This is a genomic window from Bradyrhizobium sp. JHI2711 (assembly GCF_056156565.1).
In genome coordinates, this window is sequence record NZ_JBPZPT010000007.1 from 33,427 (window position 1) to 54,539 (window position 21,113).

The window sequence follows — 21,113 nt, forward strand, 5'->3', positions numbered from 1 at the left end:
TTTGGTCCCCCGATGATGAGCATTCTGCCACTAGTCTCGTAAGTCACGATTGACGAATGCCTGGACGCGTCACACGTGCTTCCACGGAATCGGCATCGACATTCCGAGCACCATTCCTTTGGCGTCCGGAGGATTCATGTCGAGGTCTCCTTCGATCGTTTCGTACTGAAAGAAATCCAACGGAAACGACGGCGCGGTCTCGAGATAGCCGCCCATCGCGCGCGTCTTTGGACGCAGAATGCGCAGGAAGCGGATCTGCCCGCCATCGCCGAGCTTTGGCCCCTCGTTCGGATCCTCGAATGTTGGCCAGTCTGGTTTGACGAGGTTCAGCGATGTGGACGTCCCGTCCCAGAGCTTGACCGCGACCGGGCGCTCCCGAACGCGATCGAGCGCATCGTGGATGTTGCGTGTCAGCACCAGCACGAGGACTTCCTCGAGCTCTCCCGCCTGCTGATCCGCCGCTGGCGCGAGCGATTGCAGTTTCTGCAACGGTCCTTGCGCCGTGGGCTTGCGCTCGATTGAGACTATGGTCCCCGTCACCGAGGCGATGAGATCATCCGTCGACACCGTCGACGCAACTCCGTCGATGACGGCGTCGAACAGAGACATGGGCTCGGCAAACTGCCACCACAGCGATGGTGTAAACGTAGAAAGCCTTGCCGGCGAAACGGCCGCCTGAGCTCCCGTCGCCTTCATGACCATCGTGAGGGGCTGATTGATGGGAACCTCGATTGCACTGGTCAGCGGCAGGCACGCCACCGATAGCCAGCGATTTTCGCTCGGTGACAGAATCTCATCCGTCGTATCGCGTGCGATTCGGGCGCGCACCGCGATGTCACCGGCCGGCTTGTACGTTTCGCCTTTCTCCGGTTTGTCCCGGGCCGACACGATCAGACGTAACCGCACGTCGCCGCCGGCCGGGACGTCCAGCGTCCAGGTGCCGGCATCGCCTAACTGCGTGAAGAATTGGAAAGCAATGCTCCGTTTTGCGCCGTCGTCCTTCACGCTGAATGTGATACGAACGAACTCGCTGTCGCTGTCGTCAGTGAATTGAAACCGGATCGCCGAGCCGTCCAGGTCTTCCGTGCTGGCAATGTCGATCGCGAGCCCTTCGTGCTCGGCGGGGAAGATGCCCTTGCCGACGACGTCCTTGAGGTCTTTGAAGTCTTCCGGCGCAAAGTCCCGCATAATCTTGCGGCTGTTGGACAGCCGGAAGCGGTTGGACCCATCGTTCATCGCCAGAAGGCGCGGTTCGCAATAGAATTTATTGTACGATGCTGGAGCCAGGCCCTGGCCGGTGAGGGCGGTCGCAGGGTCGATGCTCTCCGGAGCCTCGAAACGACGAAACTTCAGTTTCACGAACGACCAGGGAACAATGTCGGGTTTGACGGGTGTAATCATTAAACCGGCGTGATCGAAACGCCCGGCCTCTGTTGCGAGGTCGAAAGTGTAGCCGATGGGGCCGTCGATACGCAGCGGTATGATCGCGCCGCCGGAGCCGGTTGCGCTCCGGATCGAGTCCGGGCCGTGCTCCTGCCAGTATTTGAGGGCATCTGTCGGCCCGTCGGTGCCGGCGTCGATATTGCGTTGGAGGGCGGCTCGTTCCGCAACCAATCTGTCGAGCGCTTCTCCGGTCGGCGGAGGGGTGCCGTCCGATGGATTCAAAAGCTTATCGATCGTCGCGACACGCGTTTTTCGTTCGGCTCGTGTCATCGGATGCCGGGCCATTTCGACCATGGCGTCGATGCCATCTCCGACATGGAAATTCGGATAGAGCGGTTCGTTAAACAAGGCCAGGAGCGGAGGAACGGTTCCCCACGCCATGGCGCGTTCGGTCAGTGGCAGAACGATCGCCAGACCCGGACGTTTGGGACGACGGTCGTTGGAACGATCGGCCAGCACCTTGTTCTGCCAGATCGCGCTGCCGTTGGGCCCCCGATGACTGGAGCGCATGAATTCCGGCCGTCCAGGCCGCATAGCCTTGTAGCGGCTTACGATGCGAAGACCGAAGCGCCACAAATTCATGCCGCCACGCCAGTCGAGGCTCTTGTCGAACAGGCGCGGAATGGGGTTGCTTGGGGCAGGATCGCTGCGCCGCCTCAATCCGCCATAGACATGGGCACGCTCGATGCGACGTTCGAAGATTTCGCCAACGTCATCGTTGCGACGGTCCGAGAACGATGTGTCGAACAGCTCCCGATACCGGGGTTGGTCGATTGCCTCAGCTCCGGTCGTGGCCAACCGGTACCATTGGTCGTCCTGCGGCCTGCCGCGCCAGCTCCAGCGTTGCGATTCGAGCGCAGCGAGATGGCAATAGCGCAAAGCCGGATACGTCGACGTTCTTCCTGTGAACGCCGCCGTCAATGAAATCCATGCCTGCTCGGCATATTCGGGGGCGCGGCGCAGGTCGATGTTCAGCGGCTGTGTTCCCAAGATCTCGGGCACGGCTTCGGTCGCAACTTCGAGCGTCAGCACCAGGGGGCCCGCCAGCCGCATCTTCGCGTCGATCGGACAGTGTCTGAGCGTGGCCTTAACGGCGGCCGAAAGCCGCTGGTCGCGCGTGAAAGGGCAAAGCTTGTCTTGCTTGTCCGGCAATCCTGCATAGACGCGCAACTCGTAGATACGACCCGGCAAGAGTGTGGCAGTATCGCCGGTCAGACCTTCCCGCCCGTTTGGATCGACCTTGATGGTCATGGACGGCATCGGCGCGACATGGCGACGGCCAGAGCCATCGAAGCCGAGCACGTCCTCGAGGGAGGTCCAGGCAGCTCCGACTGCTGCCATCTTGAACTTCCGAAAAGTTGGAAAGATGCATACCAGTTCACCGTACAACTGTGTCACGGCCGGATCATCGAGGGACCGATCGTCCTTGGTCTTGTTTGGGCTCGTTGCTACGCCGAGCGCGGCGTCGAGCGCCTTGGCAACGACCGGTCGGTTGGCCACAACTCGATCGTCGAACAGGGGAGGGTTGACCCATCGCCCGTAAGTACCAAATTCCACCGTCGGTCGTTGCAATCGGATCGTCATCTGGCGAGCGCCCGTCGCGGCGCCGACCTGGATGCCGTCGAGCACGTAGGTCGCGCGCATCTGATGGCCCGATTCCGGCGCAATTCGCGGCTTACCGACAGCGACGCTTGCGAAGTTTCCCGTACTGTCGAGCTGACTGACGATCGGTGTGACGATCGGGGGTTCGATGTCGACGTCCTTGTCCGTCGCGATAATGATCAGGACGTCTCGCCATTGCGCGATGTCGCTGGCGGGCAGCTGCAAGTCTTGCGTTGCCGCCGCAAAATCAAACTCATCCTCGGCCCATTCGGGCTCGTCAACTCCCGCGGCGATCGTCGTTACGGTCGTGAACGCTTCGACCCGGATCGCTCCGCTTCTGCCAACGTCGTGCGTCAATGTCAGCAGGTCGGTGATGGCTTCGCTCGGCCCCGAGCGGCCCCGGAACGTGATGGACAGCTTACGCGCTTCGTTTGTTTCAGGCCACTCCATGCGGCCGATGTCGATCCGCAAACCCGGGTCGGGACCGGCGCGGACTTCGAGGACGCCGGCACGTCCTTGCCGATCGAGGAAGAAACGTCCTTGCACATCGCCTCCGATGGTCACGGGGGCTGGCCGTATCGGTAGTTCACCGGCGAGCGGCACGACGCCGTCGGGAATCGCTTTGGATCGGTCGCCCGCAAGCCTTGGCGCGCCGATTGGACGTGTTCGTCGGTAGAGCGCTGACCGACGCACCGCATCCGTGTTTGTTGCGATCTTGACCTGTCCCTTGAGCGGCACGATCGTTTCAATCGGCCGGATCGTCAATGGATCATTGGGATCATTCCGCAAGATCGGAGGTAGGGTCCCGCCGTGACCGATGACGTATGGGACGACGTGGAAGGCATAGCCGAATGATAGCGCGAACAGGCGATAGTCGGTGGCGCCATCGCCCGTGGTCGGCGGAAAGCGATAGGCTTCGATGCGGCGCGCGTACGAGGATGGAACGTTGTCTAGCGCGGCATCGGTGGCCATCTCGGCCACCGGCGAGCGATTGTCGTATGAAAGCAAGGCAGCGCGTATGCCGCCGATCTCTCCGACCTGCAGCGGGACCGGATCGACGATAGCTCCGCCGGCCCAGGCAAGATTACGGACCATCACCGCATTGGCTTCACTGAGCGCAGCTCGCGCCGAACCTTGCGACGAAGTGTCGGGGGCATGCAGCGTGGCAACGTTGAGGCTACGCCACGCTTGGATCGGATCGCTCAAGGTGTCGGTACGGGCCATCAGGGCTCCCACACCAGACAGCCGGGTCCAAAGGTCGGCGGCACCGGCAATGCTCTGGAGCTGGTCGAAGCGGAAAACCAGTGGAGGCGAATCGACGGTGAGGCGGCGGCTGGAATCATCGCCGCCTCCTGACTCGTCTGTGGCTGATGGCACGAGGCGGCCGGCGAGACGAACGGCATCGCGGCGAGCGGCCTCGACGACGGCTTTCAGCAAATTGGCAAGTTTCTCCTCATCACTCCCGGGATTGGCAGCCGCGAGTCCCGCGTCGGTGAGTGCTGCACCGATGATCAGATCATACAATGACGCGGCGGGACGGCTGCCGTCGGCACGCTCGGCGCCGACGAGGGCGGCAACGCTGGCTATCAGCCGCTCGTCGAGTGGAAGCTCCGCAGCCGCATCTTGCTCGTTCTGGGGCTGGGGCGCGTCCCATGTCAATCGTCCGGCCGTCAGTCCAGGAATGTACGGCCCGATCACGGCCAATGCGAGATCGGCGCGAAGGCCGGGTCCGGTCGTGATGCGGTCCAACGCGGTACGTAGCGGCGTTGCAGTCGCGTCGGGCATGACGATGGCAACGTCCGGAATGTCTGAAACCTCTGCCTTCATCGACAGATAGAAGGCTGCCCCGAGCAGACGGTCGGCCGGCACAGGCGTGGAACCGCCGGCCGATAGCGTGACGGTGACCGCCGCATTTGCGTCAGGTCGGATGATCGCGATCTCGACGCGGATCGTCGCTCCACGCGCGAGCGTCGTTGCGATGACGGAGGCGCCATCCTGAAAAATGGCAACGTCCAACGTGGCAGACGCCGCCGTCCCGGCGATACGAATTTCGGGTGGGATCGGGCGACCTGGTGCCGTCAGGAACGCGACGACTAGCTTGAAATCGCCTGCAGGTGGCGTGAGAGCGAGATCGAACGCCACTTTCGTCGGTGCCGCCGGCGCGATGGGGGCCGCGGAAGCGGCTGGCCCGAGATCCAGCACGGCGCCCGAAACTGGTTGGGTGGCTCCAGGGCCGAACGCTTGAGCGTCGGGGGGAAAAGTCAATGTCCGTGCGCCGATCACGCGAGGCGCAGCGATCAGCAGCGGATGAGGACCGTCGGACGAAAGATCCGGTCCGCCGAGCCAATTGCGTGCCACGAACTTCCGCAGGCCATCGTCTGACTCGATGCTCTCGATTTCGGGGGCGATGGCCGAGCCGGGCGGATCGAGCGGCAAGCCGAGCAGCCCCTTCAACCTGCGTGAATTGATGGAAGCAAAGCGGGCGCGGCGCGGATTGTTGCTGACGCTTCCGGGGTCACGTTCGGCGGCGCCCAGGATCAGGGCCGCTGTGAGATTCCAGAAGTCGGCTTGGCGGAGGGAGAGGCCTTCCAGTATCGAGAAGCCGGGTGGCAGCGCAATCGCGGAAGCGGCGCTGCGCCTGCCCACGACCCACCATGAAATCGAATCAAGCGCCACGAGAAACTTTGGCGTCGGTTGTGAGGCGAGATCCCGGGCAAGCGCGCGTCGCAGCTCGTCGCCGCCCGCCACCTTCGTGATTTCGCTCGTCACGGTGGCATCCAGCACGCCGAACACACGGGCCCACGGATCAACGACTTCGGCGATCCGTCGTGAGAGGGAGGCGGCCCAGTCCTCATCGGTCAAGCCGTGCCCGACGGCTGGCCTCTTGATCAGCATGGTCTCCATGTCGATGAGCCGCTGGGGATCGCCGGACGGACTGAGATCATCCCATGACAAGCTCGGTCGCATGTCGACGGACCCGTCCGCGAACATGGGCGCGGAACCAGGACCAGGCGTAGGTACAAGGTCGACGCGACAGAAGTCGCCGTTTTGATCCGACATCACGGTGGGACCGGCCGGATCGAGCGTGTAGGTACCGCCGCCGGTCGGACCGAACAACGGTGCCGCGATGAAAGTGGTGCTCTTGTCAGGCGCGGGGTCGATCGTGAATACGGTGAACACCTTGTTGGCAACCGGAACCGGGTTCGGCAATCCCGTCAAGCTTTCGACAAGCCCAAACACCGTGCGCCCAGTCACCTCTGCCGTACCCGCCGGCATGCACAGGGCAGCTTCGAGGCCACTCGTGTTGACGATCGAGGTGATTTCCTCCTCGAGCCGGCGGTGAAAGCGCCTGCTTCCGTCGGCGCCGGGAAGATCGAAATCCGCCGGCGCGTTGGCGGCCGCCGTGACGATGGTTCCGGCATCCAGATCCTGGATGGTAGGAACTCCGGTCACGTCGACGATGCGCCAGAATCGCCAGGCGGTGACGTCGTGCGGATTCCAGGTCCCGCTGCCATCCGCCAGGCGCCACTTCCAGGGCAGGATCTCACCGATCGCGTCCGTCAGAAGCGCTCCGTCGGATCCATCGATGACGGCGCTTACCCGTAGCGAGATCTGAGCCTTGTTGCTCACGTCTGGCAGACGATCCGCCTGGACCTTTATTCTGAGATTGCGCGGATCGGAAGCCATCGACGAACGGTCCTTGGTACGACAAAATCAAGCGTAAGAATCGGAATAGCCTTCAGACTGCTTCTTCTCGCCGGCGAATTGATATTCGACGTGCTGGGAGACACGCAGCGTGTAGAAGACGCTGATCTTGAAACTGAGCCGGAGCGTTCCGGACCCGATCATCAGCGCGCCGTCGTAGGTGACCTCCAGCAACAACGAAATGGCCGCCGTGATCAGGCCTGCGACGTCGACGTTGCCGCGCGCGAGTATGAAGACTGAAATTGCAGTGGTGTTGCCACCGGCGCCGGTCGACCACGTCATCGTTATTGAGCAGCCGACCTGAAGCCAGACGCCACCCGAGACGACGCCAAAGTTGAAGCCTAGTCCAACGCCGGCGACGATACCTACCTCGAGCGAATAGGTCAGGATCGGGTGAGGTTTGGCGACCGGGAGGAACGATAGCCGCTGCGTCAGGAATCCGCCGCCGTTCAGGATCCAGACGCTCAGCGTGAATGGCATTGTCTTGGTGGCGACCGACAGTTCGCACATCAACTCGAACTGAGGAACCGCGGCGATGCCGAACAGAATGTGCAACGAAAGGTTCGAGATTCCGAACACGCCGAGCTGCAGGTCCGGCAGGTCGATGTCGAGCGTGGCGGCGATGCCGGCGGGCACTCCGCCGCGCATCAGCGGTTCAATGACCAGCCCGTCCCCCTCGCCGGAAGCGGCGAGAAAATCAGTCAGGAACGCGAGCGCGTCGGCGAGTTCTACCCGTTCCGGGTCGATCTTGAAATCGATCTTGCCGGAGTCGTCGAAATACAAGCCAGTCTGACGGAAGGTGAGGATGTCCTGTCCGCCGGTCACGACTCTCCAGTCGCCGAAGATGCGGCCATTGAATGTCTTTTGGGTCCCGTCGCGGCCCACTGACATCCGCGCCTTGGCATTGAACTTGGCTTCGTCGACGACGATCTCAACGGGGCCGAACGACAGGAGGGGCGCGGGCTCGGTGAAGGGGACGTCGATGTCGGTCTGAAGCCAGGCGCGCATCTGGACGTTGTCGAAACCGTGCTGAACCTTGATGGCCTTGGAGTCGTCAAGATCCGGGAAGGCAAATCTTTGAAGCAGGCCGCGGAAATCGATACCGCCCATATTCGGTATGAGATCCGCGACGGACAATTGCTTCAGTTTGTCGGGAATGAACTGCTCGGCAACGCCGCTCGAGGGCAGCCGCACGCCGAACGACTGAAGCATGTCACCGACCGCCTTGCCGGCCTTATCGGCCGCCGCAAGCGTATCCGAAACCCGGTTGACCAGCGCAATCGCCGGGGTCATGTCGACGACCTTGTTGGCCTCGGCGAGCACGTAGGCGACTTCTGGTCGATTGAAGCCGAGCCGATCCGTTTGTGGAGGGTCGCCGACGGCACGAAGGAGCCGTAAGGTATCGCTGCCTTCCTGATAGAGCCGATTGGCCTGATCGGCTAATTTTACTGGATCTGTTCCCAGCGCATCGCGCAAAGTCTCCTGGACCGCGCCGGAAATCTGTCGTGCACGATTTTCGACCTCGCGCGTGACGCGTTCGGCTTCTTCCGCGGCACGCCGCTTCAGGTCTTCGATGGACCCCTGGGCATCGTTGATGGCTTGCTTTACCGCATCGTCCAACCGTTTCTTGTAACCGTCCACGTCGAGGGCGTTCTGCAGCCAATCGGCGACCTTCTGCGCGTCCTTCCGTATCTCTCCTATAAAATTGTCGAATACCGCGCAGGCATCCTTGAGTTCCTTCCCCACGTCAACGATCGCGGCGGTGATGCCGGCAGCGAGCGCGTCGAGTGTCTTCCGTAGAACGGTTGCGACAATTTCGCCCTGCGCAACCACGGCCTTCTCGATCAACCCGCTGGTGTCAGCTATCGCCGTCAGCGCCCGATGGATAGCGCCGGTGGAATCGGCATCGTCGTCGGGATCTTCGGGAGCCGAGAGGGCAATGATCGCATCGGCTATCCGATCGAAGATGCTGGTTGCCTCGGCAAGGCCCGCGTCGATCGTGTCTTCGAGAAACACGACGAGGCCGCGCGCGGCATTCTGCGCCTCGGCGATGATTTGATCGAGTTTGGTGGCGAGCGCTTGGAGTGATCCGCCGGCGGTGCCGAGACGGGCTTTCAATGCGTCCTCAAACTGCTTGAGCGACGCCTCGTAGGAGGCGAGAGCCGTCCTCACGTCGTCACTGATCGCAGCACCGACGTGAGTAAGACCGTCGGCGAGCGTGATTGCCTGCCCCAACGTGTCGTGGATGGCCGGCAGGATGCGGCGCGCTGCCATGAGCGCTGCCGTATCGTCGATATGCGAAAGTTCAGTGTCGATTTGCTGCGCTTGCTTGCGAAGCTCGTCAAGCGTCGCGCGTGCGGACGCCGCGATCAAATCGTTGACCACCGTTGCCGCGCCGACGTCGTCCTTCAGCGTCTTGAACGTATCGTGGATCTTGCCGAGTGCGGCCGGAATTGCCACGTCTTGCGCTTCACCGAGTGAGGCGCCGGCTACTGCCTTAATGGCCTCGAGATCCGCCGTCACCCGCTTTGACAGCAGCTCGATGTCCGCTCTCCTTTCGTCCGCGATGGTGGCGATCCGGTTCTGCAGTCCTGACAGCTTGTCGATCAGGTCGGCGCGTTCATCCGGCGATAGCCATGCATCCTCGCTGTCGAGGAACACGCTCACGTCGCGAACGATGCCAGCGATGTTGCGGATCGGCCTCAGGCCCCCATCAAGTGTGGAATCGATCGCCTCGCCGGCGATCTTACGCAGACGTTCGACCTGTCCTTGGGCAGCATCGTTCAGGCGGTCTGCGAGCGAGGCGCAGGGCGATTTTGGGTCGATCTTGCTCAGATCGATTGACTTGAGCGAGTTCTTGACATCGGAAGTCGCGGCCCTGAGATCGCCGACGAAACTCGGATGGCTGAGTGCGGCGCCGATGGCTGCGACGGCGTCGTTTTTGACAGCGGTGAGAGGCTTCTCGGGGTCCAGTTTCTCGAGGACGCCGAGCGCTTGGCCGACTTTGGCATCGATGGCCGCCCGCAGGTCGGAACTGTGTTGCGTCAGTGACTGCCCGAAAGTCGTCAGTGGGCTTGGGGCGCCGACGGCGGCCCGTGGTGCGGCGCGGGCGATTGTTATGTTCTTGAGTATCGTGCCGGGGCCGCTCGGAGCCCGGCCGTGGGTGAGGACAGCCGGCTCCTTCGCACGGACCAGGCCGATGGTCATCCGCTCGAAACCAGGTGCGTGCGCCGGCTCTGACGGCATCATGGCGTCGGTGAGATTGGCGCTGTTGGGCTTCATGCGGCCCGCGGCCGGCGGCGGTAGATCGATGAAATCGATATCGCGCACCGATCGCCATGCATCGGTGTCGTCGCCGCTTTCGCCGTCGACCACGGAAGTGTAGAAGACGAGCTTTTCCGGCTCGTCGACCTCGACGGAAATTTCGCCGCCGCCTTCTCCCGCCAGCAGGAAACGAATCTGCGGCTTTGGATAGATCAGCGAGGGATCGTCCGGATTGATCGGGCGATCGCCTAGCCTGGTGGGGGCCAACACCGGCGGGAGGCTCGCGAAGGCCTTGTTCCACAGAGGCACTTGCCAGCCTTCGCGGCGCACATCGCCGCCCCAGCGGCTATCGACACGGATTTTGCCCGACTTGAACTCCACGCCCACGAGAAATCCGGCGGCCGCGATCGATTTGCCGTCCTCGGGATAGCGGCGCACCGGCTGCAGCAGCTCGACGTACTCCTCGACCTTGCGAAGGATCGGGCGTCCGGCGTGTTCGTCCTGCAACAGGCCGATCGGGTCGAAATTGAAGAATTGCGCGGAAGGTACGACGGACCGCTCATAGATGATGACGTGTTTGGCTCGATTCCAGAGGCCGCCGATGCGTCCGATGCGCTCGAGCTTGTAACGGTGGACGCGGCCCTGGCCGGTCTCGGTCTCGACAACGGTCTTCTTCTCGTCGAACAGCGCCCGCTGGCCGCCATAGCCGCCGTGCGCGGAGAGGTGGACGCCTTTCGTCGAACCCCCGTCCGCGTCCGGTCGGCTGTAGACCTTCATCAGGATATTGGCGCTCTCGAAAGCCCAGGCGACCCCGCCGGGAAAACTCTCCCGGTCGTCCTGGCTGGTCGAAAACGTCTGCGCGAGCTTCTTGGATTCGATCAGACCACCGGTATCTGCCGGGATTTCGCCTTGTACAGGCCAGCGAAGAGGGGTCGCGGGTCCATGTGCCGGGTCCGATCCTCCGGTGCGTAGCCTGAAACTTACGCCGTCCTCGATCTTCAGCTCGGCATCGGGGCGACCGCTCCAGAGCTTGTCGACGGCAAGTCGCCTGCGCTGGGCCCGCAACACGAGGCTCGCGAGTTGAAGATGGCTCTTCAGTGTCGCGCGAGACGCGCTCGCCGTATCGGACACGGGAGATACAGGCGCTCCGATCGTTGCGCCGATCTCGGTGACGAAGGCGTCGGTGCTCTTGTCGGTGGTGCTGATCCGGGTCGTCAAACCGTAGAGCAGCTCGAGCCGAAGCTCCTTCAAGCGGGAGCCCGGCGTCCGCATGGTCGGATAGCCCATGTTACGACGGAGGTTCCAGCCTGGCTCGCGGAAGTTGGTGTCCGCAAAGGTGGGGTCGACCTCGAGGCGTCCGTGCGCACCAAACCGCGCGGCCGCCGGGCGGCCTGGTTCGACATCTTTCGGTGCGCCGGCGATTGCGGTTGCGTTCTTCTCCATCGCCTCGCCGATGACCTGAGGCGGCAGTACCATCCGTACCGCCTCGGAAGGATCAAGCACGCGCCAGGACACGTCACCTTCGTCGCTCCATATCGCGACTTCGTTGCTCTGATCGGTGGCGGCCCGAGCAGGCTCGACATACTCCACGGCGGCGACCCGGAACGGGGTCGGGTCGATCACCAAGGCGAGCCGCTTTGGAGCTGCGCTGGTCGTCGTCGTCGATCTGATCGCGCGCAGCGAAAGGGAGACCGACTGATTTTCACCGGGCGCGAGTGATTCCGTGGCGACCAAGGCCTGAATGAGCTTTTCGTCATCGGGTTGCTCGGAGCCGCTGCGGTAGTCCAGTTCGAGCAGGAGCGGCTCGTCAGGGTCATCCGAAATGGGCGTCGGGCGACCGAGCAACTGCCTGCGGATCTGAGGAGGCAGGTCGTCCTGGCCGATTGGCTTAACGCACTCGATCGGGAATTTAACGACCGCCTGCAATTGCGCATCTGGCAGCTCGTCACCACCGGATCGGGCAAGAAGCCCGGTCAGATCGGCCTTGGTGACCATCGTGAGGTCCGGGGCTTTCAGAAGCGAGAAGCCCAGCGCGCCGAGCGCTATCTCGGAGCCATCGGTGCTTTCGAGCGAGAAGCCAAACTTGATCGTCGGCACCGTGCCGAGATCGTCGGTCTGCGTGATAGCGGGCTGCCATGCCGGTCCGTCCGTGCACGCGCCGGGTTGGACATCGGTGCTCGCGGCGACGAACGGCGCGGAGATGCGCGCCTTGCAGACCGGCGCCGTGCCCTCCGTTGCGATCATACGAGCGAACGTCGCCGTACAGGGCGAGGCGAAGCGCGGATCCTCGTCCGACTTGCCTTTCTCGACGAGCTCGAATGCGGTGACCCCCTGCCACATATCGGGGATGAACCGCGGCTCGAAGGACAGGAAAGCCGTTTGACGCCGCTTATCGGCCGCATCCTTGACGGTGCCGGTGGTCGGCACGATGACACGGCGCCAGGCGGAATTCTCGCGCAGCAACCCGACTGCGTGCCACGGCATTCCGCGTTCCGACTTGCGTTTGGCCAGCGCGGGCATGACGCTTAGTGGCGTCCCGTCACGGACCTTACGCAGACTGTCATGCTCATCGTCGATGACGACATCGAACGCGTCGATGACGAAATCGGTTATCTGATCGGGTCGCTGAAGCTTTGGGTCCGCTTTAGGGTCGACGTTGAGCGGATCGAGGCGGGCGGCGACGATCCATTGCACCGGTAAGAACGGCTTGAGGCCGCGGGCGCCGATGTCACCGACGCGTTGCTCTTGGGAGAAGCGGACCCGGCCTTTGACCGGCAGGAGCTCGGGTTTGGAAAAGAACCGCTTGAGGATACTGCCGATCTTGCCGCTATAGTTCCAAAGGGTTAGCTCGAAGCGCAAAGCGACACGGATGATGTCATGGGAGCCCGTGTCCTTGTTGAATTGGTGCTCGACCGCACGAAGCCCGAATTCGCGGCGCGGACGGTTGGGCGGTTGACTGGGAATGCCCTGATCGACGAACAGGGGTATTACGTCGACCTGATCGGTGGAGAGATTGCCGTCATCGGGTTTGACGATCGCGTCGATGAAATCGCTATTTGCATAGCGTAGTGGAATGATGCTGAGCGCGGGTTCTCCACGATCCCATGGCCCGATCGTGAGCGCGATCTGGATAAGCCGGCAAAGCGCGCCTCTCGGCGCGGCGGCGATTTTCCACAAGGATTGTGTCGTTGTCGCCTGGACCAAATCGAGGCCCACGTGAAAGCGGCTGTCATAGCGGTCGCCTGAGGTGGCGACTTTCGGCCTGATCCAGTGGCCGTTCAACGCGAGGCGAACTTGAAGCCTGATCGCGAGCGCTTTGAAGCTGCCGGGTTTTCCGGTCGCCGGCGTAATGACGAGCTTCGAAACCTGCCATCGCGGCGCCGGATTGTCGGCCAGCGTGCGGGCCAGGGCGATCGTATCGAAGCGGGCGAGCGGACCTTCGTCGAAGACGTCCCAGGCTTTCTGCTGCCGCTTGACCGGATCCTTCTCCGCCGCATAGTTGGTCGGCGCGCGATATGCCGTGAACAGAGCGATGCCGCGAAGTTCGATCGCAGATGTTGGCGGGGTTGGGTCTTGATCGTCATCGACGGCGACGTGACCTAGATGCGCGTCGTTCGCGTCGCTGCCGTCGTGATAACGGGCATTCGCCGCGTAGAGCGGGTTCTTCGGGGCGAACGGGTTGTCACGATCCCTGAGAAGGTTTTTGAAGACCGCAAGATCGTAGCAAACGTAGCGCCAGTCGGTTCCGTCCAGATCGTTGGTGCCGATGACGACGGCCTCAAGCGGGCCATCCGACCTGTCTTCCATCGCGCGAATGGCGATAAAGGAAATTCTAGCCGGCCCAGCGACGCCCGCCATGGTCCAATCCCCTAAGCAAAAACGTCGTGCCCGAAAATAGGAAGTCTAGAAATGCGGTCGGACGAAATGGTCCGTGACCCTCTTGCAACTTGCCGTAGAACGCTTGATCGGTCAATATCGAACGTGTCTTACCCTCCACCGATTGCGAGAAGCGACATGACGATCATCGATCCGCATCTGCAATGGATGTACGACGACACGCCCGCACACGAGCGGGCGACGACACGGGTGCCGGTCACGTTCGAATGGCATGGCGATCTTGATGAACTTGTGGCCTTGGGAATGCGGCTGCACGCGACGGCCGGCGGCATCATCTCTGCCGAGATGCCCCTGTCGAGCCTGCCCGAGGTCCACCGCCTGGGCATCGAATACATAGAGCTCGCGCGCACGCTATACTCGCCATTCGACGTTAGCCGATCCGACATCAAGGCCGACGTGCTGCAGCCCGTGATCGGAAGCGAAGTGGGGAAGGGGGTGATCATCGGCATCGTCGACACTGGCATCGATTACACGCATGCGAGCTTTCGCAAACCCGATGGCAAGACCCGAATCCTTTCGATCTGGGACCAGCGCCTCGAACCCGTGCCGGCACGACCGGGTCGTCCGCCCCGCTTTCCCTCGGAAGGTTCCCCCGGAAACAACGTTGACGGTACGGCTCGCAGTGGCGTGGAATTCACCGAAACCGCCATAAATGACGCGTTGAGAACGGGTGGACGGCGGCTGCGCACCAAGGACGTGCCCGACGATCCACACGGAAGCCATGTCATGGGAATTGCCGCTGGCAACGGCGCCGTTTCGCCCGGCAGCCCGGCGGCAGCTTTCGTCGGAATGGCTCCGGCCGCGGATCTGATCGTTGTCGCCACCAAGTTCAACTTTGCGCTGATACGGCAGGGGATCGAATACATCCAGGAACGAGCGAGAGCGCGCAATTGTCCCTCCGTTATCAATCTCAGTTTGGGCCAACCGCTGGGCGCGCGCGACGGTCGTAGCCTGGATGAAAGGGCGATTGATGCTGCGCTCGGGGCCGAGGGGCGCGCCATCGTCATCTCGGCCGGCAACGATGGAAACAAGAACAAGCACGTTCGGGGCAGGATCGCGCGCGGCGCCACGGATCGGATCACTTTCCGCATCTATGACAGGCAGATGGCCAAGGAGCTGGACATCGAAATCTGGTACGGTCTGAAGTCGACTGCGGAAAGGTTCGATGTCGTTCTCACCGATCCTTCGGGCGTTTCAATGTCGCTCGCGGCCGGCGGGGGCTCGGTGCGGCGCACGCTCGGCCGCTCGACCGTTAGTCTCGCATCCGCCATTGCCGTTCCTGCCCACAACAAGAACCGGATCAGCATCGCCATTCGTCGGGACGGTCTGCGGATTGCTCCTGGGACATGGTCGATTACCTTGTCGGGTGTCACCGTGGGGACCGGTGCCGACGCTGGCGTTTATCATGGTTATCTGCGTGCCCCGAAAGGACGCAAGGGGACTCCGGCAACCGCGTTCACCTCGTCGCAAACGAGCGCCGCGAGTACCGGTACGATTCCGGCGACCGCGCTCAAGGCCATCTCGGTTGGAGCATACGTTACGAGACCGTCCGCAGATCTGCACAAGCCCGCGGCGTTCTCGAGCCAGGGACCGACGTTGGACGACCGTCAATTTCCCACCCTGTGCGCGCCCGGTCAGTTGATCATTTCGGCGAAGGCCATCAACGCCGAGCCGCACCCGGAGTTCGATGTTGCTGGCAAGCCATTTACGGCCAAGCAGGGTACCAGTATGGCGGCTCCGCATGTTGCCGGCGTGGTTGCGGCGATGCTGCAGGTGAAGCCCACGCTCAAGCAAGATCAGGTCGCCAAGCTGCTCGGTGACCACGCCGACGCCCCGCCTGCGCCATTGCCGAACATTTGGGGGCGCGGACGCGTCAATGCGCTGAATTCCGTGACCGCAGCGAAAGCACCGGTAGGAAGTTGATCGCAACACGAATTTGGCGCGACGGAGCGAATTCGACCTTGCGGCACGCTCGAGCGTGCGGCGCCGAACACAGCCAAAAAGCTATAGACGACCGCCATAGTTGGCCTTCTCCCATTTGAGCTCGATATCGTCAGCGACCAAGTCTCGGCGGTGCGGCCTGATCTGATCGAAGTAATGCTTGAAGTCGACGTGTACGCTCATGTTGTCGGGCGATAGTTTCCCGTCCAGTCGTACAGCAGGACCGACCCTGCCGCCAAGCGTGCATTGACGGGTGTGCATTGGCGGTGGACTCGCCCGTGTTCGGATCCACGGGGAGGCGACGCATGCCGGCCTTGAGCAATCCACCGGCCTGGTTGTTGGGCTGGGGGCCGGCCGGGTCCGGCGAAAGCTGCAGGACGCTTTTGTCATGCTTGAGCCCGTCCGGGATAAGCGATGCGCCGGCAACCATCCAGTTCAGGGCCACATCCGACACGCGGCTTCGTTTTCCAAATAGCCGCCGCCGATATCGGCGTGCACGCCCGGGAAACATACCTGCTCGAAATACAGGTTGCCGTGGACGTCGCGTTCGCCCGCTTTTTCCGCCGTCGGGGACCACGGGAAACTTCTGAAATCCGCACGGTTCTCGTCGATCGAAATCGCATGCTTGGCGTAGATCGCGAGTTCAGTTTGGTGATGTTGGCGAGCCGGATTACGATGTGGTCCTCTCGCCAAAGTCCTGGCCATCAAACGCCGGGTGCAACTCGCCGCTCCGGCTAGCTATCTAATGTCTCGCCGTCCCGATGCGTCGCAACCCAGACGTCCTGAATCACTTTGGGGCGTTCGATCCCGTGCTTGTTCAACTCCGCCTCCGGAACGCTTTGCATGAAGGTGAGGGAATAGACCCGGTGGTTGTCGTCGAGAATGCTCAGACCGCCCTCGATCGGCATTGTGCGGTCCTTATCCGATAGGCCCACCAGCGATTGGTTCAAGGGGTTCGCGCGGGATTTCAGCTGGGTGGCGTTGAGTTCGCCGCAGTTCCGACCTGGTGATAGTACTGCTTGAAGGCGTTGTGGTTTGCGAGTGCATCGGGACGATAGGCGCCGACCCGCGTGCATTGAAGGACGCTGGGCAGGTCGAAGCGCGCCCCGACGGTGGGATGGACCTTGGCCGCCGGGTCGATATTGCGGATCTTGGTCTCCCAGTTTTGGCGTGCGACGTACTTCTGCAGCCACGACCATTTCGGAAGTTTGGCGGCGTAGCCGTCAATCGTGTCGCGCATGCCGGCGACCTCGCAATGCTGCACGCCGTCGGCCGCAGGGTAGACGTTCAATGCGGGGCCAAAGTCGCCGGTGTTCGGCATCTTGACGCCACCCACGAAAATGGGCCCGGTCAGGAGTCCGTTCGGAACCGAAACGGCCTCGTGGCACATCCATTCGAGCGCGACGTCAGATAGCCGAGATTCCGGCTCCGGATAGGAGCCCCCGACGTCCGAATGGTTACCGGCGAACCACCATTGGCGGAGCCGCTCATGCCCCGGAAAGTGGGGAGAGCCTTCATCGCCTCCGCCCCATGCGACGCGGTCGAAGTCCTTCCGGGTTTCGTCGATCGCGTTCGCCGAGCGAGCGAAAGCGACGTGTTTGCTCAGCAGACGATCGAAGTTTTCTCCCTTCCATACGGCCTTGTGGGATCGGAACTCCCCAGGCTTTGGATAATCGCTGATCGTCTTGGTATCGGCCTTGGTTTGCCAGTACCAGAACGCGCCAAGGGCTGCGCCAACAATGGCGACTTGCGCAACAAAGCCGACCAGCATGAAGTTCGTGCCGAACAAGGCGCTGTACAGCACAGCGAACAGCATGGACGGAAGGAAGCCGGCAGCGAAGGCGACGGCGGAGACGCCGGCCGCGAGGCCGGCCTGAATAACCAGGTAGCGCATGCCACTGGCCCCCAAGGCGGCGACGGTGTCGAACACACCGATGAAGTATGGAGCCACGTTGGAATCAGTGCCATCGCCGGACCGGTACTTGAGCTGAAACCGTCGCGCCAGTTCGAGCCGCTCGTACTCAAATTCAGCTCTTGGATGGCCCGCGCCGTGCTCCAGCACGGTATCGACGGCCTCCCAGGCGATGTCCTTGGCGGCCTTGCGGTGCCGCATGAGCGGACCACCAGGGGTCTCGGTGGGCACTCCGCACAGCATCAGCAAGTTTGCCAAACTACGTACCGTGTAGGCGCCACGGCTGAAGCCGAATAGAAAGATCCGGTCGCCCTCTTCGTAGTGATTGATGATGAATTCGTAGCAGTCGGCGATGTTGCGCTTGATGCCAGCGCCCGTCACAGAGCCGAGCAGTTTCTGGACGAAGCGGACAGGAGCAGTGAGGGCGGTGGCGCCGATATCGGTGCCCAGCCCAGCATCGTAGAACACCACTTGTTTCGACGGATCGATGGCTGTGTCGGCGTGGTCGCGCGAGATCCGGTACATCTTGTAGATGTTGCTGATGCGCTGCTCTGGACGAGCACCCCCGTCCTGACCGGTACCATCCGAAAATACGACGACGTTCTTGCCCACTATATCCTCCCCACTCTACTCCCTGGTGCCGCGCGGGTGGCATCCGGCTCAACCGGTGGGGCCGCGCTGGTCAGGCGTCTTAGGTTCTCCATCAATCGATCCCGAACGTCGTCCTCGCTGACGCCCCAGATAGCGGCGAGCGTTCCCTCCGCCATTGCCGCATCCCAGGGCGACAGTGGACGACCGTCGACTTGTGCGAAGGGTCCATCCGTTTCCGTGAGCACCTGGCTCGGTGGCATCGCCGCCGTTATCGCGCGACCTTTCTCGCTCGCCAGCATCGCCGGTCCCACGCTGAACCAGCATCCCTGGTCGATGGCGCGCGCAAGCTCGTTCTTGGACCCCGAGAACCAGTGCAGCACGGCCACGCCGGCATTGGCGTTGGAGGCGAGCGCCTCCAACACGGGTGTGGCCGCACGTCGGCTGTGGATTGTCAGAATGCGCCCGCCAGCGGCATCGCACATGCGCAGGATCTGCGTGAACACGCGATGCTGGACCGTCCAGGTGCTTTTGAGTTCAGGACCTCCATCCAAGCCGATCTCGCCGACGTACCTCGACCTAGGAAGAAGGTCCTCGAATAGTGCCAATTCTCCCTGACGGTCGTTTGCGAGCTGCGGATGCAAGCCGAGTGCGGTGCGGATGCGCGCTGCGTCTTTCGCGAGGGCAGCCGTGCCCGACCAGGCCGATGGGGTCGTCGTCACGGACAGGACAAAAAGTCTGCGATCGATGCATTCCTTTGTAGTTGCGACCGCATCCGGATAGAGATCGAGATGAGCGTGGAAATCGATCACTTGACACCGTGTTTCGCATGCAGGGCCCCGAGCTCTGCCAGTCCTCGTCGTAGCATATCCTTGAGCGCCTCGCGCTCGTCAAGGCCGCGCCATGAAAGGGCGCTTCCCAGCCAAGCGTCGAAACCACCATCTTTCGCGGCGGCCAGCGCCATTCCGACCGATCGCACGTCATCGAACCCGGCGTGATCCGGGTCGTCTCGTCCCAGTTCTTCAAACACGTATTCGGTCGAATCGGCGCGCCCCCATGCCAGGAACGCCGCTCGCCGCACCTGGCATGGGACGCAGCGGCCGCAATGATGGTAGTTGTAGCGCTGAAATCGTCCGCAACTCGTCGAGCTCGCCGCCAGCCTGCGCAGCAGCGGCTGATCTTCGCATTCCTTCAGCATCTCCCCCTTGGTTTTGGCGGCGTAGGGAGTGCGGATTCTCACACCAAGGTTTGCTGCGTTCAAGATGCTTTGAAATTGCGCCAGAAAGTAGGGGTGGGCGGTACGCGTGCTCAAGCTGCCGATGCGGCTTCCCGTCAGCGGCGGGTTAACGGCGATGAAGCCATTCTCGCAAATGTAGAGCGGCAGGTCGCCGCCGGGTCGATATGGCTTCAGGGCGGTGGCGACCAGGACGCCGAAGGCCAGAAATATGATCGATCGGGCCCTCTGCGACGTATCCTCGACCCCCGGCACCACCGCGTTGTCATTCAACTGAAAATGTTTCAATCCGCCACCGATCAAGGACGCGAAGTGAAGCTGCTTTTCCGCGTCTCCGCGGACTATCTTGCTGATCGCGACAAGCCGATCCCCATCGGCGCCAAGATCGATCGCACCGCTCAGGCTGTCGAGACCGCCCGAAAGAAGCACGACGGCGTTTTCCGGGGGCCTAACGATCCGTTCGGGCGGAACCGGTGTGCGACCGCCGGCGATGAAGTGAAATTGCCAGCGGTCCGTCGTTAGAAAGGCCAACGCGTCCGCAAGCAGGCCGGCCAGTCCATTCCAGAACGCGGGCTCGGCGACTGCAATCTCCAACTCGAACTCGCGAGTCCACCCATCCGGACTTTCGGTCCGCAAGCCGGCGGCGTCTGCCGCCATGATCGACATGGCGATCGATAGCAGATCCCAGGCTCTCCGAGCCGGGGCAAGCCGCTCCCTCCGGATCTCGTTACGAACAGCGGCACCGGCGCTGCCACGGTCGTCAGCGCCGGCCTGGCCGAAGAGAATGACCCTAAGAGCTCCTTGTTCGTTCAGCCGGCCGACGTCGGCCGGTGCGCACAGCAGCTTCATTCTTCGTACCCTTCGAAGACTTCGAACGTATCTCGAAGCGCGTCCTGAACAATGCGGGCGACTCGTCCGGCGGTCAGCGTCCGTCCGTGGTCCTTCAGCTTGCGAAAGGATGCGGCAACGGCCTCGACGATATAAGTACGCATTTGCTTCAACCGCGCCATCGCGACTGTGGCGGTCGCCGCCTTCTCGAGCAAATGCTTGCCGACATCGAGTTCGAAGCGGCGCGCTACATCTATTGCAGAGAACCTTTCGATGACGAAGTCGCGCTCGATGTTCGACAGATTGAGCAGGTCGGCGTCCGGATATTGGGCAAGCAGGTCGGACATGGCGTCGTGTATCGCCGCCCGTTCGGCTTCCGCGTCCTGTGTTCCGTCGACGGGCCTGACCGCTTCTATGATTGCGGTCGCGATGTCCTCGGCGGAACGCCCGGCCAGAGCGGTCGCGTCGACCGGCGCATCCGCGGCGCCGTTGGCGGTTGAGTACAGCGCATGGCTGAGCGCTCCTGCCGTCTGCGCCGTGCCACCGAATCGACTGGTCGTAACATTGGAGCCGCCGTAGCCGCTACGGACGTAGTGCCCAAGTCCCCGCCTTAGATCGCGATCGTCTCCGGATCGCGCAAAATTGCCAAGGCTCATGCGGACGCCACCGAAGCGCTTTTCGGGCGCAAGTCGCGGCGGC

Annotated in this window: 9 protein-coding genes; 1 reads left to right on the plus strand and 8 read right to left on the minus strand. The window is 62.4% G+C overall.

Annotation, left to right across the window (positions count from 1 at the left end; all coding sequences use genetic code 11):
• Nucleotides 1-69 precede the first annotated feature (69 nt).
• Entirely contained in the window at nucleotides 70-6,732 is a 6,663-nt protein-coding gene (locus ACTEK7_RS34030; protein WP_225130081.1) for a hypothetical protein, read from the minus strand.
• A 27-nt stretch (nucleotides 6,733-6,759) separates the two neighbouring features.
• On the minus strand, nucleotides 6,760-13,872 hold the full coding sequence (locus ACTEK7_RS34035; RefSeq protein WP_225130080.1) for a methyl-accepting chemotaxis protein: 7,113 nt from the start codon (nucleotides 13,870-13,872) through the stop codon (nucleotides 6,760-6,762).
• A gap of 156 nt (nucleotides 13,873-14,028) precedes the next feature.
• Between ACTEK7_RS34035 and ACTEK7_RS34040 the strand changes: the two genes are divergently transcribed.
• Nucleotides 14,029-15,834 carry a S8 family serine peptidase gene (locus tag ACTEK7_RS34040; RefSeq protein WP_225130077.1) on the plus strand — a complete coding sequence of 602 codons (1,806 nt, stop codon included), beginning with the start codon at nucleotides 14,029-14,031 and terminating at the stop codon, nucleotides 15,832-15,834.
• Between the two features lie 453 nt (nucleotides 15,835-16,287).
• On the opposite strand, the gene ACTEK7_RS34045 is transcribed toward ACTEK7_RS34040, so the two are convergent.
• The 6 genes from ACTEK7_RS34045 to qatB are packed head-to-tail and all read right to left on the minus strand — an operon-like array spanning nucleotide 16,288 to nucleotide 21,070.
• On the minus strand, nucleotides 16,288-16,557 hold the full coding sequence (locus ACTEK7_RS34045) for a T6SS phospholipase effector Tle1-like catalytic domain-containing protein (RefSeq protein WP_225130076.1): 270 nt from the start codon (nucleotides 16,555-16,557) through the stop codon (nucleotides 16,288-16,290).
• 29 nt (nucleotides 16,558-16,586) lie between these two features.
• A complete protein-coding gene (locus ACTEK7_RS34050) occupies nucleotides 16,587-16,760 on the minus strand; it encodes a hypothetical protein (protein WP_225130074.1) in 174 nt (57 codons plus the stop codon).
• Nucleotides 16,761-16,819: 59 nt separating this feature from the next.
• The gene (locus ACTEK7_RS34055) at nucleotides 16,820-18,376 is read right to left on the minus strand and encodes a phospholipase effector Tle1 domain-containing protein (RefSeq protein WP_225130072.1); all 1,557 of its coding nucleotides are present in this window, start codon (nucleotides 18,374-18,376) and stop codon (nucleotides 16,820-16,822) included.
• The gene (qatD, locus tag ACTEK7_RS34060) at nucleotides 18,376-19,164 is read right to left on the minus strand and encodes a Qat anti-phage system TatD family nuclease QatD (RefSeq protein ID WP_225130070.1); all 789 of its coding nucleotides are present in this window, start codon (nucleotides 19,162-19,164) and stop codon (nucleotides 18,376-18,378) included. The genes ACTEK7_RS34055 and qatD overlap by 1 nt, the downstream gene beginning before the upstream one ends.
• Nucleotides 19,161-20,435 carry a Qat anti-phage system QueC-like protein QatC gene (gene qatC, locus ACTEK7_RS34065; RefSeq protein ID WP_225130068.1) on the minus strand — a complete coding sequence of 425 codons (1,275 nt, stop codon included), beginning with the start codon at nucleotides 20,433-20,435 and terminating at the stop codon, nucleotides 19,161-19,163. The genes qatD and qatC overlap by 4 nt, the downstream gene beginning before the upstream one ends.
• On the minus strand, nucleotides 20,432-21,070 hold the full coding sequence (gene qatB, locus ACTEK7_RS34070) for a Qat anti-phage system associated protein QatB (protein WP_225130066.1): 639 nt from the start codon (nucleotides 21,068-21,070) through the stop codon (nucleotides 20,432-20,434). The genes qatC and qatB overlap by 4 nt, the downstream gene beginning before the upstream one ends.
• Nucleotides 21,071-21,113: the final 43 nt, after the last annotated feature.